Raw genomic sequence first — 20,883 nt, 5'->3', positions numbered from 1 at the left:
GCCCTCGTCCTCCGGCGAGGTGACCGTCGTCGACGACGGGACCGCGCTGTGGAAGTGGGACTCGGAACCCCCCCCCCCCCCCCCCCCCACCAACCCCGCGCACCCGGGGGCCGGGGGATCGCCGCGCGGGTGCGGTCGCGTTGGGTGCGGTCAGCTGGTCTTCTCGCTCGGTGCCGGGAACGGGCACCCGCGGCGGAGCCACTTCGGGTCGAGGTCGCTCGGCGGCGGGGGCGCGCCGAGGTCCTCGGGCGTGTAGCCGTGCGGGTAGTTCGGGTAGGTGCGGCTCTTCGGGTCCTGCGTCAGCTTCGAGATCCGCCGCTCCGGCAGCAGCCGCACCACCGCCGACCGCGCCTTCAGCCCACCGCGCGCCGCGGCCCCGACCCACGCCGGTGCGGCGCGGAAGCCGAACGCGGTGAGCATCGGCTCGTCCAGCAGCGCCCGCACCCCCAGCCCGACCGCGGGCCGCAGCGGCTTCGGGAACCACGAGCAGAACAGGTCCATCGTGTAGCGGCCCACGGCGTGGTTGGTGTCCGAGTAGCGGAAGTGCTCCCGCTCGTACTCGTCCTTGAACCGGCGGAACTCGGCGAAGGTCGGCGGGATGTCCTTGATGCCCATCCGCTTGCCGACGGCCAGGAAGTAGTGGAACGCCGCGTCCCGCTCGTGCGGGTGCAGCGGCCGCCAGCCGAACCGGTCGATCCAGTCCACCGGATCGTAGACGAACGTCGACAGCACGTAGAGCATGTCGTCGTTGGAGATCACGTACCGCCCGTGCGCCCGGTTGATCACCCGCAGCGCTTGCTTGCCGCGTTCGGAGTCGTAGCCGTGCTCGGCGATCTCGGTCATCAGCAGCGCGGTGTCGTCGTAGCGCTGCTGCGGCCGCTTCTCGAACTCGCCGGTCGCGGCCAGCAGCGCCGAGATGCTCGGCACGCAGTACGTCCGGAACAGGGCGAACTCCAGCGCCCGCTGGTAGTCGAAGGGGAACTCGCATCCCGCCGAGATCTTGTAGATCTCCTGGTGGTCGGTGACCGGGTCCAGTTCCGCGATGCGCCGCAACCAGGTGCGTGCCATGGCCAACCTCCTCTGCGGGCCGGTTCCGGCCGAGCCCTCGACGGGTGCAACGAGACGGGCCCGCCGGGTGTGACGGAGGCTACTGCGGTAGCGGCGGCGGGGTCGGGAGATCGGCCCGCGGCGCGGAGGTCGCAGCAGGGTCCGGTCCCGAACGTCCGCGCCGGGGCCGTCTCGAACGCCCGCACGGGGCCGTCCGGGCAGCCCGCGGTGCCCTCCCGGGCAGGTGAGCGGGCCCGCGACGACCTTGCGACCCCGCTCGCGAGCGGCGGAGACTCGTCGGGAGCCGGGTGGCTCCGCGCGCTGGGGGAGGTGGCCGTGCGACACCACGAACGTGCACCCGCCGGGCGGGAGCCGCGCGCGGTCGCGCCCCGATCGGCGGCGCCCGAACTCGACGGCGGTCCGTGGCAGGCCCGCCTGGTCGCGCTCCAGCGCACGCTCGGCAACGCGGCGGCGGCCGACTGGGTGCGGCGTTCCCGGGGCGAGGCCGTGCAACGGGCCGGAACCGGCGCCGCGGAACGCACCGGAAACGCCGCGGCAGCGGGCCACGGCGCCGCACGGGAGAGAGCCGGGCGGGACGGCGTCGAGGAGCGCGAGCGGCGGCTGAGCGAGGAGTACGGCATCCGGATCGGGCCGCCTCCCGGCGACCGGGAGCACTTCACCCACGCCGAGCTGGACCGGATCGACACGGCGCTGGCCACCCTGCCGAGCGAAGACCTGGGTCCGAACGAGCAGCTCGTCGCCATCGAACCGGACCCGGGCGGCGCGCGCGCCAGCGCCTACGACGAGGACGAGCGCACCATCGGCATCGTGCGCCCGATCCTCGCCGGGGGGATCCGCGCACCCGGCTGGTTGTACGCGCGGCTCAACCGGGGTTCCCACTGGCAGCGCCGCCTGATGGACCACGGGGCGTTGAGCGGGATGAGCGGCGTCGGCCTGCGCCAGGACCACCGGCTCGGGATCCGCCCGGGGCGGCGGCACGTCATGGCCGGCGTCTCGGACGAGCTGGCCCACGGGAACCTGCTGGAGTGGACCGTCCGCCACGAGGTGGGCCACTCCGTCGACGCGATGGTCGAGTGGTCGGTCGAGCTCGCCGCGCAGGAGCGCTTCGGCGGCTGGCGGGTCCACGGCGGCGACGCGGACGGCGAGGTCGCGAGGGCGGTGCTGCGGAAGGCCGACCTCCTCGACGTGCTCGGCGGGCTGCCGCAGGCGGCCGCCGTGAGCACGCTCTCCGCGTTGATCCGCACGCCGGAGGTGCGCGGGAACGGGGACCGGCTGCACGCGTACTTCGAGCGGTTCAAGGCGCTCTTGGCACCGCCGGAGTTCGAGCGGCGCCGGGACCTGGCGCTGCGGTTCGTCCGGCTCGCCCTCGCGCAGCCCTGGTCCCTCGACGACGGCGGCGCGACCGTCCTCGACGTCGAGGGGCGCACCTACCACGTGGACCAGTACGACGACTGGGTCAGCTACTCGACGGCGCAGCGCCGCGCGCACGCGCTGTCCAACTACCAGTTCTCGACCCCGAAGGAATGGTTCGCGGAGGCCTACGCCGCCTGCTACGACCCGGAGCCCGGGGTGGGGGATCGGCTCCCGGCCGAGGTGCGCGCCTGGTTCGAGGCACGCCGCGGGAGTGGTGGTTCCGGGTGAATCCGGCGCCGCGCGGAGCAGTTCCGCGGGCGGCGCCGCTCACGCCGATCGGTTCGGCGGCAGCGGGGGGAAGTCGATCGGTTCGCGCTGCCCGAGGCGCTGCACGGCGGCCTGGAAATCGGGTGCCCGCAGCGATTCGCCCATCAGCCGCACCGATTCGGCGACGGCCCGCGGCCCGTCGAGGTCGAGCCCGCGCCACACCTGCTGCTTGATGACCGCCATCGACCGCGGTGAGCAGTGCGCGGCGAGCCCGCGGGCGTACTCCTGGGCGGCGGGCAGCACCTCGGCCCGCGGCAGCACGTGCTGCGCCAGGCCGAGCGCCGCCGCCTCGGCCGCGTCGATCTTGCGGGCGGACAGCAGCAGGTCCATCGCGGCGCCCACGCCGACGAGCCGGGGCAGCAGCCAGGCGGTGCCGTACTCGCCGATCAGGCCGAGCTTGCTGAACGCGGTGGACAGCCGCGCGCCCTCGGCCAGGAACCGCACGTCCGCGAACAGCGCCTGCGCGAGCCCCAGCCCGGCGGCGCCGCCGTTCACGGCCGCGATCAGCGGTTTTCGCAGCGTCATCGGCAGGTGCGGCGGATGTCCGAGCGCGGTCTCCAGGTCGGGCGCGTCGTCCCCGGCCAGCAGGTGCAGGGCGTCCGGCGCGGCTCCGCTGCAGAACCAGTCGCCGTCGCCGGTGACCACGATCGCCCGCACCTCCGGGTCGTCGTCGGCTTCGGCGAGCGCGGTGTAGTAGGCGGCGAACATCGCGCCGTCCATCGCGTTGCGCTGCTCCGGCCGGGTGAGGTGGACGGTGCGCACGCCGTCGCCGGTGCTGGTGCGGATCCCGGTGCTGCCGGTCATGCCGGGCCTCCTCCGAGGCTGAGGTCGGATCGGCCGCGCTCGCCCGGCCGTGATCCACTCTTCGCGGTCAGCGCTGACCGTAGCGGATGCGCGGGCGCGTGCGGGAGGACCGGTGCTCGGCGGCGCCCGGCCTATCCTGTGCCGGGAACGCGGCGCGAACGCGCCGGGACGAGCGTGCCGGGAGGTCGGGCCAGTGGCCGAGACGAAGCCGGGTGGGACCCGGCCGCGGAACCGGCGGGAGCTCATCATCGCCGCCGCCTCCCGCCTGTTCTACGAGCAGGGCTACGCGCGGGTCGGCGTCAGCGACATCGCGGAGGCCGTCGGGGTCGGCCCGTCCGCGCTGTACCGCCACTTCAAGGGCAAGCAGCTGCTGCTGCACCGGGTCGTGCTCGACCACCTGCACCCGTTCGAGCGGGTGCTGGGGGCGCGCTCCGACGACCTGGACGCGGTGGTCCGGGAACTGGCCGCGACCGCGCTGGACCACCGCGAGCTCGGGGTGCTGTGGCAGCGGGAGGCCCGGCACCTGCCCGCGGAGGACCGCGACGAGCTCAAGGACCAGCTGCGGGTCGTCGCGGGCGGCCTCGCCGACCTCGCCCGTTCCTGGCGGCCCGACCTGGCCGAGGAGGACGCGCGGTTCCGCGGCTGGTGCCTGTTCAGCGCGTTGACCAGCCCGTCGTACCACCGCGTGGAGCTGCCGCGGGCCCAGTTCGAGGCGCTGCTGCGGGACGTGATCGTCACCGTCGCCGGGCTGCCGCCGCTGCTGTCCGGGCGCGGGGCGGCCACGCCGGACGCGGACGCGCTGCTGCTGCAGCGCGGCGGTTCGTCCCGACGGCGCCAGCTGCTGTCCGCGGCGACCAGGCTGTTCGCCGAACGCGGCTACGCGGCCGTGACCACCGAGGAGATCGGCGCCGAGGTCGGCATCGCCGGGCCCAGCGTCTACAACCACTTCGCCAGCAAGCAGGAACTGCTCGACGCGGTGATCACCCGCGGCTCGGCGTGGCTGGAGATCGACCTCGGCCGGACCCTGGTGCGCCGGCCCGACGCGGCCGAGGCGCTGCGCGCGCTGCTGTGGTCCTACATCACCTTCGCCCTCGACCACGGCGGGTTCATCGACATCCTCGTCGGCGAGGGGGGGGACCTGCCCGACCACGAGCGGCACCGGGCGCGGCAGACCCAGCACGAGTACGTGACCGAGTGGGTGGCGCTGCTGCGCGAGGTGCGCCCGGAGCTGGACGCGGCCACCGCGCGGGTCCTGGTGCAGGCCACGTTGACGCTGGCCAACGACATGGCCCGCACCGGCACCGTCCGCGCCCCGGAGGCGGTGCGCCGGGTCGGCGCCGCGCTGATGTTCACCAGCGGCTCGGAACCCCACTAGCGGCTGTTCACTTCTCTGGACCGTGGTGGTCGTGAACCAGCGCTTTCCCGTACCGGAGCCGGGTAGGGCCTGCTCACTTCTCGGTTGACTCGCCGGACGTCCGCGGATTAGCCTCCGCTCGGGGAACCCGGGCCAGCCCGGGTTCCGGTCGTGCCGACGCGGTCCGCCCGCCGGATCGGCGCGCACGGCCGCGGAATCGTCCACGAGCGAGGAATGGCGGTCGCAGGAGCGATGAGCAGCGCGACGGAACCGGTGGGCGTCCCGCCCGCGGAGGAGCCGGACATCCACACCACCGCCGGCCGGCTGGCGGACCTGTACCGGCGCAACCACGAGGCGGTGCACGCGGGTTCCGACCGGGCCATCGAACGCCAGCACGCCAAGGGCAAGCTCACCGCCCGCGAGCGCATCGACCTGCTGCTCGACCCCGGCTCGTTCGTGGAACTCGACGAGCACGCCCGGCACCGCTCCACCAACTTCGGCCTGGACGCCGACCGGCCCTACGGCGACGGCGTCGTCACCGGCTACGGCACCGTCGACGGGCGCAAGATCTGCCTGTTCTCGCAGGACTTCACCGTGTTCGGCGGCTCCCTCGGCGAGGTGTTCGGCGAGAAGATCGTCAAGGTGATGGACCTGGCGCTCAAGACCGGCTGCCCGCTGGTCGGCATCAACGACTCCGGCGGCGCCCGGATCCAGGAGGGCGTGGCCGCGCTGGGGCTCTACGCGGAGATCTTCAAGCGCAACACCCACGCCTCCGGCGTCATCCCGCAGATCTCGCTGGTCGTGGGGCCGTGCGCGGGCGGAGCGGTCTACTCCCCGGCGATCACCGACTTCACCGTGATGGTCGACCAGACCTCGCACATGTTCATCACCGGGCCCGACGTGATCAAGACGGTGACCGGGGAAGAGGTCAGCTTCGAAGAGCTCGGCGGCGCCCGCACGCACAACTCCCGCTCCGGCAACGCGCACTACCTGGCCTCCGACGAGCAGGACGCGGTCGACTACGTCAAGGAACTGCTGTCGTTCCTGCCGTCGAACAACCTCTCCGACCCGCCCGCGTTCGACGCGGACGCCGAGGCCGGGTCCATCGCCGACGGGGTGGGGGAGTCCGACCTCGAACTCGACGCGCTGGTGCCGGATTCGCCGAACCAGCCCTACGACGTCAAGGAAGTGCTCACCCGCGTCCTCGACGACGGCGAGTTCCTGGAGGTCTCCGCGCTGTTCGCGCCGAACATCGTCGTCGGCTTCGGCCGCGTCGAAGGGCGCAGCGTCGGCGTCGTGGCCAACCAGCCCACCCAGATGGCGGGCACCCTCGACATCGACGCCAGCGAGAAGGCCGCGCGGTTCGTGCGCACCTGCGACGCGTTCAACGTGCCGGTGCTGACCTTCGTGGACGTGCCCGGGTTCCTGCCCGGCACCGACCAGGAGTGGAACGGCATCATCCGGCGCGGTGCGAAGCTGCTCTACGCCTACGCCGAGGCGACCGTCCCGCTCGTCACCGTGATCATCCGCAAGGCCTACGGCGGCGCCTACGACGTGATGGGCTCCAAGCACCTCGGCGCGGACATCAACCTGGCCTGGCCGACCGCGCAGATCGCGGTGATGGGCGCCCAGGGCGCGGCGAACATCCTCTACCGGCGCAGGCTGAAGGAGGCCGCCGAGCGCGGCGAGGACGTGGAGGCGCTGCGCGCCCAGCTCCAGCAGGAGTACGAGGACACCCTGTGCAACCCCTACGTGGCGGCCGAACGCGGCTACGTGGACTCGGTGATCCCGCCCTCGCACACCCGCGGCTACCTGGCCCGGTCGCTGCGGATGCTGGCGGACAAGCGGGAGTCCCTGCCCGCCAAGAAGCACGGCAACATCCCGCTGTGAAGGAGCCGCGATGAGCAGTCCGGACGAGAACGCGCCGCGGCTCGACGTGCTGAGCGGGGAGGACGACGGCACCGGGGCGCGGCCGCGACCGCTGCTGCGCGTCGTGCGCGGCAGCCCCACCGACACCGAGCTCGCCGCGCTGACCGCGACGATCAGCGCGCTCGGTGCCGCCGCACCGGAACCGGAACCGCGGGGACCGGTGTCGTACTGGGTCTCCCGCGCGGACCGGCTGCGGTTCGGCCCGGCGCAGGCGGCCCCGCGTCCCGGCGAGGGGGCGTGGCGCTACTCCACGCGGCCGCGCTGATGCGCGCCGCACCCGGCGCCGCGCGCGCCCCGAAGAACGACCGGCCGGTTCCCGCACCGGGACCCGCCGGGACACGACCACTGCGTACAGGGATGGTGTGAACACCATGGGGTTGAAGAAGGTTCTGGTGGCCAACCGCGGCGAGATCGCGGTGCGAGTGGTGCGGGCGTGCCGGGACGCCGGCATCGCCTCGGTGGCCGTGTACGCCGAACCGGACGCCGACGCGGTGTTCGTCCGCCTCGCCGACGAGGCGTTCGCGCTGGGCGGCACCACCGCCGCCGAGTCGTACCTGGACTTCCAGAAGGTGATCTCCGCGGCGACCCGCGCCGGGGCGGACGCGGTGCACCCGGGCTACGGCTTCCTGTCCGAGAACGCCGACTTCGCGCAGGCCGTGCTGGACGCCGGGCTGGTGTGGATCGGCCCGACGCCGCAGGCGATCCGCGACCTCGGCGACAAGGTCACCGCCCGCAAGATCGCGCTGGCCGCCGGGGCGCCGCTGGTGCCCGGCACCGAGGACCCGGTCGCGAACGCCGACGAGGTCGTCGCCTTCGCCGAGGAGCACGGGCTGCCCGTCGCGATCAAGGCCGCCTTCGGCGGTGGCGGTCGCGGCCTCAAGGTGGCCCGCACGCTGGAGGAGATCCCGGAGCTGTTCGACTCCGCGGTGCGCGAGGCCGTGTCGGCCTTCGGCCGCGGCGAGTGCTTCGTGGAGCGCTACCTGGACCGGCCGCGCCACGTGGAGGCCCAGGTGCTGGCCGACCAGCACGGCAAGGTCATCGTGGTCGGCACCCGGGACTGCTCGCTGCAGCGCAGGCACCAGAAGCTGGTGGAGGAGGCGCCCGCCCCGTTCCTCAGCGACGCGCAGCGCGAGCAGATCCACACCGCCGCCCGCGCCATCTGCGCGCAGGCCGGCTACCACGGCGCCGGAACCGTCGAGTTCCTCGTCGGCGCCGACGGCACCATCTCCTTCCTGGAGGTCAACACCCGGCTGCAGGTCGAGCACCCCGTCTCCGAGGAGACCACCGGGCTGGACCTGGTGAACGAGCAGTTCCGCATCGCCGCGGGCGGGCACCTCGACCTGGACGCCGACCCCACCCCGATCGGCCACTCCATCGAGTTCCGGATCAACGGCGAGGACCCGGGCCGCAACTTCCTGCCCGCCCCGGGCACCGTTACCCGGTTCGTCGCCCCCGCCGGACCCGGCGTGCGGGTGGACGCGGGCGTGGAATCGGGCAGCGTGATCGGCGGCCAGTTCGACTCGCTGCTGGCGAAGGTGATCGTCACCGGCGCCGACCGCCCGCAGGCCATCGCGCGGGCCCGCCGCGTGCTGGAGGAGATGCAGGTCGACGGCATCGCCACCGTGCTCCCGTTCCACCGCGCCGTGCTGCGCGACCCGGCGTACGTCGCCGAGACCGGCCTGGAGTCGTTCACCGTGCACACCCGGTGGATCGAGACCGAGTTCGACAACCGGCTCGCGCCGTTCGAGGACTCCGTCCCGCCGGAGGAGGAGGCCGCGCCGCGCCGCACGGTGATCGTCGAGGTCGACGGCCGCCGCGTGGAGGTCTCGCTGCCCGCCGACCTGGGCGGCGGCGCACCGGCCGCGGCGGCGAAGAAGAAGCCGCGCAAGCGCGCCGCCGGTGGCGCGGGCGGGGCGGTCTTCGGCAACGCGGTCACCGCACCCATGCAGGGCACCCTGATCAAGCTCGCCGTGGAAGAAGGCGCGCAGGTCGCCGCCGGAGAGCTGATCGGCGTGCTGGAGGCGATGAAGATGGAGAACCCCGTGACCGCGCACAAGGACGGCACGGTCACCGGGCTCAGCGCGGCGCCGGGCGACTCGGTGTCGCAGGGCGCGGTGCTCTGCACGATCGAGGACTGATCGGATCCCCGCCGGGTGGTGCGAGCCCGGCGGGGGAGCCCGGTGGGGGAACCCGGTGGTGCGCCTTCGCACCGGGGTCGCCCCTCCCGCGCCCGCGGGAGATCCGACGGTGATTCCACTGTGGACGACGATGAGGTCGCGGCGGTGCGTGCGCCGGGAGCCGACACTCCTAGGAGGAACGATGGACGCGTTGTGCACCTGCCTGTGCCGCCAAGCCGGCCACCACGGCATCTGCCAGGAGACCCCCGAGCACGGCCTCCGGCTGCTCGCCCCGCAGCTCACCATGACCTCCACCGGCGAGGTGTGCCGCCCCTGCTACCAGGCCACGACCCGCCCCGCTGGCCGCCGCTTGCCGCAACCGGTCTGAGCCGGGGCTCCGGCGGCGGGTGCGCTGCTCCCGATGCGGGACTTTGGCCCATGTCAGCGGGACCGGCCCGGCCTGCATCGTGGATCGCGCGGGGCATCGCCCCCGCTCCCGCGGTCAGGAGGACGAGGTCATGGACGGCGTGCCCGCATTCCCGCCGGCGCTGGGGCTCGCACCGGAGCAGGTCGCGCAGGTGGTGCGGCTGGCCGGCCGGGCCCCGTCGCTGCACAACCGGCAGCCGTGGCTGTTCCGGGTGACCGCGGACGTGATCGAACTGCACGCCGACCTCAGCCGCCGGATGCCCGGCACCGACCCGGAGGACCGGGAGCTACGGCTGGGGTGCGGGGCGGCGCTGTACGACCTGCGGCTGGCGCTGGAGCACGTCGGCGTGCGGCCGCTGGTCACCCTGCTGCCCAGCGAGCGGGAACCGGAACTGCTGGCCCAGGTGCGGCGCGGCGGTTCCGTCCGGGTGCGCGCCGAGCAGTCCGCGCTGCTGCGCGCCATCACCGCCCGCCGAACCAACCGGCGCCCGTTCCTGGCCACCCCGGTGCCGAAGCCGCACCGCACCGCGCTGGTCGGCTCGGTGTCCGCCGAGCACTCCTGGCTGCACGTGGTCGACCGGCCGCAGCGCGCCGAGCTGCTCGGACTGGTGCGCCGGGCGCATGACCGGCAGCTGCGCGACGAGGCGTTCCGCGCGGAGATGGCGGCGTGGACGGGATTGCCGGACGGCGCGGCGGAGGGCGTGCAGGCCGCCTCGGCGGGCCCGACCCGGGAACCGCAGGACGAGTGGGTGCTGCGCGACTACTCCGGTGGGCGGGACCGGCCGCGGGTGCCGGGCAAGGACTTCGAGGACGACCCGCTGATGCTGGTGCTGTGCTCGTACGGCCGCGGCAGGCAGGCGGACCTGGAGGCGGGGGAGGCGTTGCAGCGGCTGCTGCTGACCGCGACCTCCCTCGGGCTGGCCGCGTCGATGCTCTCCCAGGTGATCGAGGTGCGGGAGACCCGCGGCGAACTGCGGGCGCTGCTCGGCGGAACGCTGGAACCGCAGGCGGTGCTGCGGATCGGCTACGGCACCCCGGTGCCGGCCACCCCGCGCCGCGCCCCGGAGGACACCCTGCTCACCGCGCCGCGGCCCGCGGTCGCGCCGTGAACCCGGTTCGCGGAGGGAACCCCTGCGGTGATCGCGAACCGTGGACCGGCGGGCGGCGATGTGGTTCCCTCCCGGTGGGACGTCCCGCCCACAACGGCGTGAGCGGGCGTCTCGTCAGCTCCCGGACCGCTCGCGGGAGCGGATGAGCACTTCCACGCCGTCCAGCACGCGAGCCAGTCCGAACTCGAAGCGGTGCGCCGCGGTCGTCGCCGCGCCGTGTGCCGAGCCCGCCGCGGTGCCCACCTTCGCCGCGGTGGGGAAGTGCTCCGGGTCGATCAGCCGGTCCAGCAGCGGGGCGTGCGCCTGCCACCACTGCTCGTCGGTGAGGCCGGTGCGCCGTTCGGCGTCGGCGGCCTCCGCGGCCCCGCGGGCGGCGGTGCGCGCGTGCCCGAGCACGAGGCTCAGCACCGAATCCATCTCGACCTCGGTGAGCCCGATGCCGTCGACGGTGCGCAGTTCGCGCTCGTACTTCGCGGTCTCCTGCGGGCCGAGCACGGGGCGGGCGGTGCCGATCTCCAGCGTCCACGGGTGCTTGCGGTGCAGTTCCCAGTTCTGCCGCGCCACGTGCTCCAGCTTCGCGCGCCAGCCGGTGAGTTCGGGGCCGGCCGGCTCGATCTCGCCGTAGACGGTGTCGAGCATGACGTCGATGAGGTCTTCCTTGCTCGGCACGTAGGTGTAGAGCGACATGGTGCCCGCGCCGAGGCGTTCGGCGACGCCGCGCATCGACAGCGCGGCGAGGCCTTCGGCGTCGGCGAGCTCGATGCCGGCCCGCACGATCTCGTCGGCGCCGAGCCCGGGTTTGCGGGAGCGGTGCTCCGGCGCTCGCCACAGCAGCGCCAGCGTCCGCGCCGGATCCCGCTTCCTGACCACCATGCACGCCCCTGTTCGCCGTCCGGGTGCTTCCGGACCGCCGTGCGCCGGGGCCCGATCGGCCACCCAGCCTAGCCAACCGCGGTCGAGTCGATCATCGTCCGGGCGGTGGGCGCTCGATCCCCCGGCGGGACCGGCGGTGCGCGGGACGGGGTGATCTCGGGGCGGTATAAGGGACCCATGCCTTCCGCCCGCGCCACCGCCGTCCTGTTCCCCGTTCCCGTCGCGGATCCGCTGCTGCGTGCGGTCGGGGAGCGGTTCCCGGGCGCGGTGCGGCCGGGGTTGCCCGCGCACCTCACGGTGCTGCACCCGTTCCTGCCGGAGGTGGACGAGGCGGTGCTGGCGGAACTGGCCGAGCTCGTCGCGCGCCGCGCACCGGTGCGGGTGGAGTTCACCGCGGACGTGGCGCAGCGCCACCTCGACGAGGGATTCGTGCCGTTGCGGCCCGAACCGGACGGTCCGCTGCGCGAGCTGACCGCGGAGCTCGCCGCGCGGTGGGACCTGCGCCCCTACGACGGCAGGTACGGCGAACCTGATCCGCACGTCACGATCGCGCTCGACGTGACCCCGCAGCGGGCGCGGGAGATCGCCGAGCACGTGGCGGGTGCTCTTCCGCCGCCCGCGCTGCTGGACGAGGCGTGGCTGGTGGAGTTCGACGGCGCCTGGTCGCTGCGGGCCCGGTTGCCGTTGCGCGGCTAGTAGATCCCGTCCTCGCCGTTGGCGGCGCGCAGCGTGCGCATCGCTTCGGCGAGCGCTTCGGACCGGTCCAGCCCGAGCGGGGCGAGGACGCGGCGACGCAGGATCTCGGCGCAGGCTTCGCGGGCGCGTTCGGCCATGTCGAGGCCGTGCTCGGTGAGCACCGCGTAGGTGACGCGGCGGTCGGTGTCGCAGGGTTCGCGCACGATGAGGTCGGCGGCGGCGAGCCGGTCGGCGACCTTGGTGAAGCCGCCGCTGCTGAGCGCGGCTTCCCGGGCGAGTCGGGTCATCGGCATCTTGTGCTCGGGGGAGCGCACCAGGCGCAGCAGGATGTCGAAGGACCCGGGGGCGAGGCCGAAGCGGTCGGCGATCTCGCTCATCAGGCGTTCCTGGGTGAGGTGGTAGCCCTCGATCACCAGGCCCCACCAGGTGACGATCTCGTCGTCATCGGTGCCGGCGTCGGCCCGCGCACCTCCGTTCTCCGTCGTCCGCACCGCGTTCGTGGCGCTGCCGCCGCTCACCTGTTCTCCCCTCGGGTGGTCCGTTCGCCGGAGCGAGTCTACCGGCCCGATGCTTCGCCGGAAAGTATCTTGCGAGGAAGAGGAAATCTCGATAGCGTCCTCCCCGAGGAGCCGCGGAGCTCCCGAACGAGAACCCCGGCCGGGTTCGACGCCCGGCCCCGCGAAGGAGTTGTTCATGGCCGACCCCGTCAAGCTCAGCGTCATCTACTACTCGTCGACCGGGACGATCAACGAGATCGCGAACGCACTGGTCGCCGAGGCGGAGAAGGCCGGCGCCGAGGTGCGCCTGCGCAAGGCGCCCGAGCTGGCCCCCGACGCCGCCATCGACGCGAACCCCGCGTGGCGCGCCAACGTCGAGGCCACCCGGTCGGTGCCGGAGGTCGCGGCCGAGGACGTGGTGTGGGCCGACGCGGTGATCTTCGGTTCGCCCACCCGCTACGGCAACATCGCCGCCCAGCTCAAGCAGTTCATCGACACCCTCGGCGGCGAGTGGCAGCAGGGTCTGCTGGCCGACAAGGTCTACAGCGGCTTCACCTCCAGCGCCACCAAGCACGGCGGCCAGGAGTCCACGCTGCTGGCGCTGTACAACACGATCCACCACTTCGGCGGCATCATCGTGAGCCCCGGCTACACCGACGGCTCCAAGTTCGTCGACGGCAACCCGTACGGCACCAGCCACGTCGACGCCCAGGGCCAGCTGCCGGTGGACGACGAGACCCGCACCGCCGCCGGGGTGCAGGCCCGCCGCGTCGTCGAGGTCGCCCGGCGCCTCAAGAACGGCGCCTGACCGCTTCCGCCCGACCGCTTCGGTGGCCCTGCGGGCGGCGGAAGCTCCGGCGGTCCTCCCGGTCGGGGGGCCTTCGGCGGGAGGACCGCCGGACACCCGCGCACCCGCGCGGGTTCCCTTCCAGCAGTGGAGATTTCGATGAGCATCGCGACGAGCGGGCTGCACCACGTCACGGCGATCGCGGGCGATCCGCAGCGCAACGCGGACTTCTACCTGCGGACGCTGGGCCTGCGCCTGGTCAAGACGACGGTCAACTTCGACGACCCGGGCACCTACCACCTCTACTACGGCGACGAGTCCGGCAAGCCCGGTTCGCTGCTGACGTTCTTCCCGTGGAAGGACGCGCCCAGCGGGCGGCACGGCACCGGCCAGGCCACCACCACGTCGTTCTCGGTGCCGGAGGGCTCGATCGGCTGGTGGCAGCGGCACCTCGCCGAGCAGGGCGTCGAGACCAGCCGGGTGCACAGCCGCGACGGTGAGGAGGCGCTGACCTTCCGCGACCCGGACGGCCTGGCGCTGTCCCTGGTCGCGCACCCGCAGGGCGATCCGCGCGCGCCGTGGGAAGGCGGCACCGTGCCCGCCGAGCACGGGGTGCGCGGCCTGCACTCGGTGACGTTGTCGGTCGACCACGAGGACGCGACCGCCGAGATGTTCCGCGGCCTCGGCCTCGAATTCGCCGCCCAGGAGCAGAACCGCCTCCGGTTCACCGCCGGGGACGGCGGGCCGGGCGCCTTCGTCGACGTGCTGGTCACCCCGGACGCCCCGCGCGGCCTGGTCGCGGCCGGCGCGGTGCACCACGTGGCGTGGCGCGCACCGGACGAGGCGACGCAGGCCGCATGGCGGGAGGAGCTCGTCGGCGACGGGGTGAACGTCACCTCCATCCTGGACCGGCAGTACTTCCGCTCCCTCTACTTCCGCGAACCCGGCGGCACCCTGCTGGAGATCGCCACCGACGAACCCGGCTTCACCGCGGACGAACCCCTGCTGGAACTGGGGCGCGCGTTGAAGCTGCCGCCGTGGCTGGAGCCGAAGCGCGAGGACATCGACCGCATGCTGCCGAAGCTGGACCTGCCCGCCGAGAACAACCCGGAGGTGCTGGGGTGACCGCGCTGTCCCTGCCGCACGAGCACGCCGACGGCGCCCTGGACGCGCCCGTCCTGGTGCTGCTGCACGGCACCGGGGGCGCACCCGGTGACCTGCGCGGGCTCGCCGAGCAGCTCAGCCCGCGGTCCCCGGTGCTCGCCCCCGCCGGGCCGGTGTCGGAGGGCGGCGCGGCCCGCTGGTTCCGGCGGCTGTCGGAGGGCGTGTTCGACACCGAGGACGTCGTGGCCCGCGCCCACCAGCTCGCCGACTTCCTCGCCGAGGCCGTGGACGCCTACGGGTGGCGCGGCAGGCGGCTCGTCGCCGTCGGCTTCTCCAACGGCGCCAACATCGCGGCCGCGGTGGCCCTGCTGCGCCCGGAGGTGCTGGCCGAGGCGGTGCTGTTCGCCGCGATGCTGCCCGTCCCGGACGCGCCCCGGCACGACCTCACCGGCACCCGGGTGTTCCTCGGCAACGGGCAGGCCGATCCGATGGCCCCGCTGGCCGCCGCGAACGGGCTGGTCGAGGCGCTGACCACTCGCGGTGCGGAGATCACGACGTCCTGGCACCCTGGCGGGCACCAGATCACCGCGGCGGGCGTGCGCGACGCCGCGCAGTGGCTCACCCGCCCCTGAAACGGGTCGGGGAGGGTGGAAGGCGGGTCGTTCGCCGGGTGGGGCGGGCGACCCGCCTTTCCCGTGCCCGGCCGCCTCTCCTGCCCGCTCGTACGCCCTGCCTAGGAGTTCCGCTGCCACCCTCCGGCGGCCGGACGCGCCTAGCCTGGACGGCATGGACGGTGACAACCCGCTCGGCGAATTCCTCCGCGCCCGCCGCGCCCAGGTGCGGCCCGAGGACTGGAACCTGCCCGCGGTGGGCAGGCGGCGGGTGGCGGGCCTGCGCCGCGAGGAGCTCGCCTCGCTGGCCGGGGTCAGCTCGGACTACTACGTGCGGCTGGAGCAGGGCCGGGAGCGCAACCCGTCGCCGCAGGTGATCGACGCGCTGGCGACGGTGCTGCACCTGCACGAGGAGGCCACGACGCACCTGCACCGCCTCACCCGGCCCGGCACCGTCCGGCGGACCGCGCGGTCGGAGCGGGTGAGCCCGAACCTGCTGCGGCTGCTGGAATCCTGGCCCGGCACCCCGGCGGTCGTGCTGGACCGCTACTACACCGTCCTCGCCGACAACGAGCTCGGCGCCGCCCTCTACGGCGGGCATCCCCACAGCGGTGATCTGGTGCGGATGCTGTTCCTCGATCCGGACGCGCACCGGTTCTTCCTGGACTGGGAGCGGGTCGCGGAGAACACCGTCGCCGGGCTGCACGCGGCCGCCGGCCTCGACCGCGAGGATCCGCGGCTGGTGGAGCTGGTCGGCGAGTTGTCCTTGCACAGCACCGAGTTCGTGCGGTTGTGGGCGCGGCACGACGTCCGCCGCAAGGCCCACGAGTCCAAGCGGTTCTTCCACCGGCAGGTGGGGGAGATGACGTTGAGCTACGAGACGTTCTCGGTGCACAGCGCGCCGGGCCAGCAGCTGATGGTCTACCGCGCCGAACCCGGCAGCCCGTCGGCCGAAGCCCTCGCCCTCCTCGGCAGCCTCAACGCGCCGGCGGTCACCCGCCCGGATTCCTCGCACCACCGCGGATGAATCGGCCCGATCACCTGGTGCGGCCGACCCGGGATCACTCGTGGTTCCGCGGCCCGCTCGCCGACACCGCCGCCGCTGCGGCCTCGGTCAGCCACGGTTCCGCGGCCGCCGTCGAGCTGAGGTTCGCGTACACCGCCGATACCCCGATCAGGTAGCGGTGGTCGTGGCGCATGAAGAGGTGCTTGCGGGCGGCGGAATATCCGGTGGAGCAGACGTCCTGCCCGGAACCGGAGCCGGGGCACCAGGTCCCGAAGTCCCAGCGCGAGTTCGCGGCGATGCTCGATCGAGCGCCCCGGGCGTCGGCGGCCGTGTCGAACGGGACGACCTGCACCGTGACGACGACCTGTTCGTCATCGCCCGCGGTGTCGTCGTCGATGCGGTACACCCCGATCACCGACGTCGAGCACCCGTAGCCGGTGAGCGCGGTGGGCACCTCGTCGGTCATCCCGAGCGCCGCCGTGCAGGGCTTGGCTCCGGAGGCGACCAGCGCGTACCTGGTGCGCTCGGTGGTGAAGGAGCTCGTGAGCAGTGCCGGTGCGGTGAACGGGGTGAGGTCGGTGGCCTCGTCGTCCAGGTCGGTGGGGTCGTGTTCGGGCTCGTCCTCGTCGGAGGTCGTTTCCGCGGTGGTCGTTTCGGCGTTCTCGGACGGTTCGGTGGTCTCCGCGTCCTCGGTGGTCCCGGGGTCGTCGGTCTCCGAGGTGTCCGCGGCGTAGCGGTCGACGGACGGTGCGGCGGACGTGCTCGGTCCCGACGCCACCCATTCCCGGATCTCGCCGACGTTCTGGAACCCGAGGAATCCGAGCACGGTCACCACGGAGGCGGCGAATCCGATGATCGCCACCCACGGGACGTCGCCGCCGGCGCCCGGTTGCTGGGTCCGTTCGTCGTCCTCGTCTTCGTCCGCCATGCCGCGCCCCCCTTGATCAGCCGCCGCCCCAACGATCGTGATCAGTGGATCAGCGTAGCGGGATCCCGGCTCGTGCCAGGGGCTTTTCAGCCGGTCGGACCGCGGAGGTCTTTGACGTGCAGGACCTCGCCGTGACGAGTGCCGTCGGCCGGGGCGAACGAAGCCGGGGAGACGCCCGTACTCGGCGAACCTCTCGGAGCGGTACAGGCGTTTCGGCGGCGTGGTCGTCCCCCGCGGAAGTCGAGGGTGAGCTGTTCGACGCCGGACGCGAAGGACCCCGCACCCGCGTGGGCGGGTGCGGGGTCCTGTCCTCCCTCGCGCGACCGGGATCGGGGGAGGCCGCGGCGCACAGGAGGCTCGCGCGGATCCGGCGCACCGGACCCGAGGTCGGGTCACGCCACGCACGGCCCCTCGTGGCCGGTCTCGGCCGCGACCAGGCAGCGGGGGCACCGGGTGCTCAGGTCCGCGGGCTCGGTCCGGCGCAGATCCAGCGGTCCGCGCACATGTCCGCCGCAGGCTCGGGGAAGGCTGCCTCCAGCACACCGCAGGACACGATGCCAGCGGCGTCCGCCAGAACCCCGCGCCCAAGCCCCGGTCCGTTCCGAACGCGGGGCGCTCGCCGCGCTCGGGCGAGCAGCGTCTCCGCGACACAAGAACCACAGGTGCTCGCCGGGACCGCCAATCGCGCCGCCACCACAACCGCACCGCACAACGTCCGGCCGCTGCGCGGAAGCGAAGATCAGGCACATGGAGGCCGGAAGGTCGGGTGCGAAGAAGCTGGAGCTTGCGGCCTTGCTCGACCTCTACGGCGCTGATCAAGCTGTCCGGGACGAGATGGAGGAGATCCGGCGAGCGGGAACGAGTCGTGGGCGTTGGTCCGCTTACCGGCTTCCTTCGTGGTTCGTGCCCTATGTCGACTACGAGACAGACGCCTCGCAGGTGTGCACGTTCGAATTGGGCATCATCCCCGGTCTGCTTCAAACCGAGGACTACGTGCGGGAGATGCACCAAGTCGGACGTGCATCGCTGAGCGGGGACACGTTGGACGCGTGGGTTTCGGCCAGGCTGGCGCGTCAGCGGAGGCTGCTTGAAGAACCCCGACTGGAGCTGCGGGTCGTGCTCGTGGAGGAGGCACTGCATCGCCGTGTTGGCGGTCCGGATCTCATGGGTCCGCAGCTCGATCATCTGATCTCGATGTCCGCGCAGCCGAACGTGATTATTCAGGTGCTTCCGTACGGAGCGGGAGCGCACGCATGTCCGCACGGTTCCTTCGTGTTGCTCGGTTTTCCGGACTCGGACCACGAAAGCCTCGGGTACATGGATACCCCGATCGGCGGGCAGCTCGTGGACAAGCCGGACGAAGTGGCCACGTTGGCGAAGCTCTTCGATGACGTGCGGTCGACTGCATTGCCGGTGGCCGGCAGCACTGCGCTGATCCGCGGGCTGAGGAAAGAGCTTGTGGATATCTGAGGGATACTGCGGACATGTCGATATCTTCAGCGAAGTGGCGCAAGGCATCCCGGAGCGGGCAGGGGAACAACTGCGTCGAGGTGGCGGTGGACGTGCCCGGGCGGGCGTGGGTGCGGGACAGCAAGCTGGGCGATGCGTCTCCCGTGCTGGTCGCGTCGGGCGCGGGTTTCGCGGCGTTCCTGGGCGCGGTCAAGTCCGGTCGGTACGACCGCTGATCAGCCGGTCGGTAGGGTTCCGCGGGGGCGGCGCGGTGCCGCTCCGGAACGGGGAGGGGTGTCCTGATGAGCACGCGGAGCATGACGTTGTTCCTGATCAGGACGCTCATCGTCCTCGCCCTGGTGGTCGGCGTGGCGTTCTACATCGGCTGGACCTGGATGACGGGGCTCGCGGTCGGGCTCGTCGCGCTCGCCGCCGTCGCGCAGGGCGGGGTGCTGTTCTGGCAGCGCGGCAAGGACGCCTCGAAGTGAGCGCCACGCAGCTTATAACCTCCGCCCGCGAGGGATCCTGATCCGGCGATCGCGGTGATCCCGACTCGCTGTCGCTGACGTCTCCACCTGTGGTGATGCCACCTTCGATGCATCCGCCCGCACCGATGTGCGAGGCTATAAGCGATCGAAGGGTGGGTGCATGGACGAACCGGTCGCAGCGCGCATGACCAAGAGCGAGTACGCCTACGCGAGCGTGCGCGAGAAGATCCTCTCCGGCGAGTTCCCGCCGGGCTCGGTGCTCAACCAGGCAACGCTCGCCCGCACCATCGGGATCAGCACCACCCCGCTGCGGGAAGCGCTGCGCAGGCTCATGACGGAACGGCTCGTGGAGCTCGACGCGCACCGCGACGCCCGCGTCACCCAGCTCAGCGGTGAGGAGGTCCGCGACCTGGTGGAGCTGCGGCGGGTCCTCGATCCGATGGCCGCCGCCCTCGCCGCCGAACGCCGCACCAAGGACGACATCGCCGAGATCCGCCGCTCCGTCGCCGAGCAGCGGGCCCTGCCGAACGACCCGTCCTTGCAGCAGCTCGCCGAGCAGCGCCGGTTCCACGCCGCGATCTACCGCGCCTCGCACAACGATCTGCTCGTCGACGCGCTCGACGGGTTGTGGGACAAGGCCGACCGGTACCGGATGCACGCGCTCGCCGAAGGCCGCAGCTCCGCGGAGCGCAACGAGCGCGACGACGAGCACCGGCTGCTCGCCGAACACGTCATCGCCGGGGACGCCGACGCCGCCGCCGACCTGATGCGCAGGCACATCGACGCCAGCCTCAGCGCCCGGTCCGCGCGCAGCCTGCTGCACGGCGACGCCTCGTGAGGCTCGACCGGCGGGTGTGGGTGCTGCTGGCGCACGCGGTGCTGACCCAGGTCGTCACCTTCGTGCTGCGGCCCGCCACCTCCTACCGCGCGCTGGAGCTGGACGTGCCCGCGTCCTGGCTGGGCGTGCTCTCCGGCAGCTTCGCGCTGGTGCCGCTGGTGCTGGCGCTGCCCGCCGGGCACATCGTGGACCGGTTGGGGGAGCGGCGGGTGATGGTCGCCGGCGGCGTGCTGATGTGCGCGGCGGGCGCGGCGTTCCTGGCCCTCGGCGGCTCGGTGCTGGGGCTCGTCGTGGGCAACGTGCTGCTGGGCACCGCACACCTGTGTTCGGTGATCGGGCAGCAAGCGCTGGTGGCGAACATGACGTCCTCGGCGCGGCTGGACGCGGCGTTCGGCTACTACACGTTCGCCGCCTCGCTCGGGCAGGCCGCCGGGCCGCTGCTGATCGTCGTGTTCGGCGGTGCGGCGGCGATCCCGGACACCACGCCGATCTTCTGGGGAGCGACGGCGCTGGCCGCTGCGCTGCTGGTGTGCTCCTTCGGCATCACCAGCGGAACCCCGTCCTCGGCCGCCGCACCGGACGGCTCGCCGGGAGTGCGCGGGCTGCTGCGGCTGCCGGGACTGGTGCCCGCGCTGTGCACGAGCTGCGTGGTGCTCGCGGCCGTGGACCTGTCGGTGGTGTACCTGCCCGCGCTCGGCGCCGAACGGCACATCGCCTCCGGCGTGGTCGGTGGGCTGCTGGGACTGCGGGCGGTGGCCTCGATGGTGTCCCGGTTCTTCCTGGGCAGCACCACCCGGCTGCTGGGCCGCCGGAAGCTGCTGGTGCTGAGCATCACCGCCGCCGCGGTCGGGCTCGCGGTGACCGCGGCACCGGTGCCGGTGTGGGCGCTGGCCGTCGCGGTGCTGATCGCCGGGCTCGGGCTCGGCGTCGGTCAGCCGCTGACCATGTCGTGGCTGGCCGAATCGACACCGCCCGGCCTGCGCGGGCGCGCGATGTCGTTGCGCCTCACCGGGAACCGGGGGGGGGGGGGGGGGGGGGGGGGGGGGGGGGGGGGGGGGGGGGGGGGGGGGGGGGGGGGGGGGGGGGGGGGGGGCGCCCCCCCCCGGCCGCCCCGGGGGG

The 20,883-nt window shown here is 73.2% G+C and carries 22 protein-coding genes (1 of these 22 running past the window's edge); 17 read left to right on the top strand and 5 right to left on the bottom strand.

The features are described from left to right. Positions 1-150 precede the first annotated feature (150 nt). Positions 151-1,068 (bottom strand): oxygenase MpaB family protein, encoded by a 918-nt coding sequence (locus tag LCD33_RS18565; RefSeq protein ID WP_224959135.1) that lies wholly within the window; start codon positions 1,066-1,068, stop codon positions 151-153. Positions 1,069-1,383: 315 nt separating this feature from the next. Between LCD33_RS18565 and LCD33_RS18560 the strand changes: the two genes are divergently transcribed. Beyond that, positions 1,384-2,709 carry a hypothetical protein gene (locus LCD33_RS18560; RefSeq protein WP_224959137.1) on the top strand — a complete coding sequence of 442 codons (1,326 nt, stop codon included), beginning with the start codon at positions 1,384-1,386 and terminating at the stop codon, positions 2,707-2,709. A 39-nt stretch (positions 2,710-2,748) separates the two neighbouring features. Here LCD33_RS18560 and LCD33_RS18555 read toward each other — a convergent pair whose 3' ends face one another. Beyond that, positions 2,749-3,552: an enoyl-CoA hydratase-related protein gene (locus LCD33_RS18555; protein WP_224959139.1), complete on the bottom strand. Its 804-nt coding sequence runs from the start codon at positions 3,550-3,552 to the stop codon at positions 2,749-2,751. 193 nt (positions 3,553-3,745) lie between these two features. Between LCD33_RS18555 and LCD33_RS18550 the strand changes: the two genes are divergently transcribed. From LCD33_RS18550 to LCD33_RS18525, 6 genes are all read left to right on the top strand, one after another. Continuing rightward, positions 3,746-4,927, top strand: a complete 1,182-nt coding sequence (locus LCD33_RS18550; RefSeq protein ID WP_224978091.1) for a TetR/AcrR family transcriptional regulator — start codon at positions 3,746-3,748, stop codon at positions 4,925-4,927. 231 nt (positions 4,928-5,158) lie between these two features. Beyond that, positions 5,159-6,796, top strand: coding sequence for an acyl-CoA carboxylase subunit beta (locus tag LCD33_RS18545; protein ID WP_224968432.1), 1,638 nt, complete (start codon positions 5,159-5,161; stop codon positions 6,794-6,796). A 10-nt stretch (positions 6,797-6,806) separates the two neighbouring features. Further along, positions 6,807-7,100, top strand: a complete 294-nt coding sequence (locus tag LCD33_RS18540; RefSeq protein ID WP_224978090.1) for an acyl-CoA carboxylase subunit epsilon — start codon at positions 6,807-6,809, stop codon at positions 7,098-7,100. Positions 7,101-7,206: 106 nt separating this feature from the next. Continuing rightward, complete coding sequence (locus LCD33_RS18535; RefSeq protein ID WP_224978089.1) at positions 7,207-8,973, top strand: biotin carboxylase N-terminal domain-containing protein; 1,767 nt, start codon at positions 7,207-7,209, stop codon at positions 8,971-8,973. Between the two features lie 181 nt (positions 8,974-9,154). Then, entirely contained in the window at positions 9,155-9,340 is a 186-nt protein-coding gene (locus LCD33_RS18530; RefSeq protein ID WP_224959145.1) for a hypothetical protein, read from the top strand. 130 nt (positions 9,341-9,470) lie between these two features. Then, on the top strand, positions 9,471-10,487 hold the full coding sequence (locus LCD33_RS18525; RefSeq protein ID WP_224959147.1) for a nitroreductase family protein: 1,017 nt from the start codon (positions 9,471-9,473) through the stop codon (positions 10,485-10,487). A gap of 114 nt (positions 10,488-10,601) precedes the next feature. Here the strand turns inward: LCD33_RS18525 and LCD33_RS18520 are convergent, their stop codons facing one another. Further along, positions 10,602-11,360 (bottom strand): TetR/AcrR family transcriptional regulator, encoded by a 759-nt coding sequence (locus LCD33_RS18520; RefSeq protein ID WP_224959149.1) that lies wholly within the window; start codon positions 11,358-11,360, stop codon positions 10,602-10,604. Between the two features lie 177 nt (positions 11,361-11,537). On the opposite strand from LCD33_RS18520, the gene LCD33_RS18515 reads away from it, so the two are divergent. After that, positions 11,538-12,056 (top strand): 2'-5' RNA ligase family protein, encoded by a 519-nt coding sequence (locus LCD33_RS18515; protein ID WP_224978088.1) that lies wholly within the window; start codon positions 11,538-11,540, stop codon positions 12,054-12,056. Here LCD33_RS18515 and LCD33_RS18510 read toward each other — a convergent pair. Next, a complete protein-coding gene (locus tag LCD33_RS18510; protein WP_224959178.1) occupies positions 12,053-12,547 on the bottom strand; it encodes a MarR family winged helix-turn-helix transcriptional regulator in 495 nt (164 codons plus the stop codon). The genes LCD33_RS18515 and LCD33_RS18510 overlap by 4 nt on opposite strands. A gap of 202 nt (positions 12,548-12,749) precedes the next feature. Here LCD33_RS18510 and wrbA point away from each other — a divergent pair, with 202 nt between their 5' ends. The 4 genes from wrbA (at position 12,750) to LCD33_RS18490 (ending at position 16,082) form a co-directional block, all read left to right on the top strand. Continuing rightward, positions 12,750-13,361 carry an NAD(P)H:quinone oxidoreductase gene (wrbA, locus tag LCD33_RS18505; protein WP_224959153.1) on the top strand — a complete coding sequence of 204 codons (612 nt, stop codon included), beginning with the start codon at positions 12,750-12,752 and terminating at the stop codon, positions 13,359-13,361. A 138-nt stretch (positions 13,362-13,499) separates the two neighbouring features. Continuing rightward, entirely contained in the window at positions 13,500-14,465 is a 966-nt protein-coding gene (locus tag LCD33_RS18500; protein WP_224978087.1) for a ring-cleaving dioxygenase, read from the top strand. Then, positions 14,462-15,076, top strand: a complete 615-nt coding sequence (locus LCD33_RS18495; protein ID WP_224978086.1) for an alpha/beta hydrolase — start codon at positions 14,462-14,464, stop codon at positions 15,074-15,076. Before LCD33_RS18500 ends, LCD33_RS18495 begins: the two co-directional genes overlap by 4 nt. A 154-nt stretch (positions 15,077-15,230) precedes the next feature. Continuing rightward, on the top strand, positions 15,231-16,082 hold the full coding sequence (locus LCD33_RS18490) for a helix-turn-helix domain-containing protein (RefSeq protein ID WP_224959159.1): 852 nt from the start codon (positions 15,231-15,233) through the stop codon (positions 16,080-16,082). A 34-nt stretch (positions 16,083-16,116) separates the two neighbouring features. Here the strand turns inward: LCD33_RS18490 and LCD33_RS18485 are convergent, their stop codons facing one another. After that, a complete protein-coding gene (locus LCD33_RS18485; protein WP_224959161.1) occupies positions 16,117-16,989 on the bottom strand; it encodes a hypothetical protein in 873 nt (290 codons plus the stop codon). A 747-nt stretch (positions 16,990-17,736) separates the two neighbouring features. Here LCD33_RS18485 and LCD33_RS18480 point away from each other — a divergent pair. From LCD33_RS18480 to LCD33_RS18460, 5 genes are all read left to right on the top strand, one after another. Next, positions 17,737-18,459 (top strand): DUF5753 domain-containing protein, encoded by a 723-nt coding sequence (locus tag LCD33_RS18480; RefSeq protein ID WP_224967173.1) that lies wholly within the window; start codon positions 17,737-17,739, stop codon positions 18,457-18,459. Positions 18,460-18,473: 14 nt separating this feature from the next. Next, entirely contained in the window at positions 18,474-18,674 is a 201-nt protein-coding gene (locus LCD33_RS18475; protein ID WP_224978085.1) for a DUF397 domain-containing protein, read from the top strand. A 66-nt stretch (positions 18,675-18,740) separates the two neighbouring features. Further along, positions 18,741-18,926 (top strand): hypothetical protein, encoded by a 186-nt coding sequence (locus LCD33_RS18470; RefSeq protein WP_224967171.1) that lies wholly within the window; start codon positions 18,741-18,743, stop codon positions 18,924-18,926. A 160-nt stretch (positions 18,927-19,086) separates the two neighbouring features. Further along, complete coding sequence (locus LCD33_RS18465) at positions 19,087-19,764, top strand: GntR family transcriptional regulator (RefSeq protein ID WP_224967170.1); 678 nt, start codon at positions 19,087-19,089, stop codon at positions 19,762-19,764. Next, positions 19,761-20,883, top strand: the 5' portion of a protein-coding gene (locus LCD33_RS18460; protein ID WP_224978084.1) for an MFS transporter. The gene runs 38 nt beyond the window's last position; 1,123 of the gene's 1,161 nt are visible here — the first part of the coding sequence; its start codon is at positions 19,761-19,763; the stop codon falls past the right edge of the window. Before LCD33_RS18465 ends, LCD33_RS18460 begins: the two co-directional genes overlap by 4 nt.

The sequence above is a fragment of the Saccharopolyspora sp. 7B genome (assembly GCF_020177435.1).
Lineage (GTDB): Bacteria > Actinomycetota > Actinomycetes > Mycobacteriales > Pseudonocardiaceae > Saccharopolyspora_C > Saccharopolyspora_C gregorii.
The sequence above is the reverse complement of the archived record's forward strand: the minus strand, read 5'-3'. Positions and strand labels throughout refer to the sequence as shown.

What these genes read in the sequence shown, in the direction of transcription:
- LCD33_RS18480 (WP_224967173.1), top strand. Translation starts at nt 17,737, where the DNA reads ATGGAGGCCGGAAGGTCGGGTGCGAAGAAGCTGGAGCTTGCGGCCTTG.
- LCD33_RS18500 (WP_224978087.1), top strand. Translation starts at nt 13,500, where the DNA reads ATGAGCATCGCGACGAGCGGGCTGCACCACGTCACGGCGATCGCGGGC.
- LCD33_RS18535 (WP_224978089.1), top strand. Translation starts at nt 7,207, where the DNA reads ATGGGGTTGAAGAAGGTTCTGGTGGCCAACCGCGGCGAGATCGCGGTG.
- LCD33_RS18565 (WP_224959135.1), bottom strand. Translation starts at nt 1,068, where the DNA reads ATGGCACGCACCTGGTTGCGGCGCATCGCGGAACTGGACCCGGTCACC.
- LCD33_RS18530 (WP_224959145.1), top strand. Translation starts at nt 9,155, where the DNA reads ATGGACGCGTTGTGCACCTGCCTGTGCCGCCAAGCCGGCCACCACGGC.
- LCD33_RS18555 (WP_224959139.1), bottom strand. Translation starts at nt 3,552, where the DNA reads ATGACCGGCAGCACCGGGATCCGCACCAGCACCGGCGACGGCGTGCGC.
- LCD33_RS18485 (WP_224959161.1), bottom strand. Translation starts at nt 16,989, where the DNA reads ATGGCGGACGAAGACGAGGACGACGAACGGACCCAGCAACCGGGCGCC.
- LCD33_RS18545 (WP_224968432.1), top strand. Translation starts at nt 5,159, where the DNA reads ATGAGCAGCGCGACGGAACCGGTGGGCGTCCCGCCCGCGGAGGAGCCG.
- LCD33_RS18540 (WP_224978090.1), top strand. Translation starts at nt 6,807, where the DNA reads ATGAGCAGTCCGGACGAGAACGCGCCGCGGCTCGACGTGCTGAGCGGG.
- wrbA (WP_224959153.1), top strand. Translation starts at nt 12,750, where the DNA reads ATGGCCGACCCCGTCAAGCTCAGCGTCATCTACTACTCGTCGACCGGG.
- LCD33_RS18490 (WP_224959159.1), top strand. Translation starts at nt 15,231, where the DNA reads ATGGACGGTGACAACCCGCTCGGCGAATTCCTCCGCGCCCGCCGCGCC.
- LCD33_RS18470 (WP_224967171.1), top strand. Translation starts at nt 18,741, where the DNA reads ATGAGCACGCGGAGCATGACGTTGTTCCTGATCAGGACGCTCATCGTC.
- LCD33_RS18520 (WP_224959149.1), bottom strand. Translation starts at nt 11,360, where the DNA reads ATGGTGGTCAGGAAGCGGGATCCGGCGCGGACGCTGGCGCTGCTGTGG.
- LCD33_RS18475 (WP_224978085.1), top strand. Translation starts at nt 18,474, where the DNA reads ATGTCGATATCTTCAGCGAAGTGGCGCAAGGCATCCCGGAGCGGGCAG.
- LCD33_RS18525 (WP_224959147.1), top strand. Translation starts at nt 9,471, where the DNA reads ATGGACGGCGTGCCCGCATTCCCGCCGGCGCTGGGGCTCGCACCGGAG.
- LCD33_RS18515 (WP_224978088.1), top strand. Translation starts at nt 11,538, where the DNA reads ATGCCTTCCGCCCGCGCCACCGCCGTCCTGTTCCCCGTTCCCGTCGCG.
- LCD33_RS18465 (WP_224967170.1), top strand. Translation starts at nt 19,087, where the DNA reads ATGGACGAACCGGTCGCAGCGCGCATGACCAAGAGCGAGTACGCCTAC.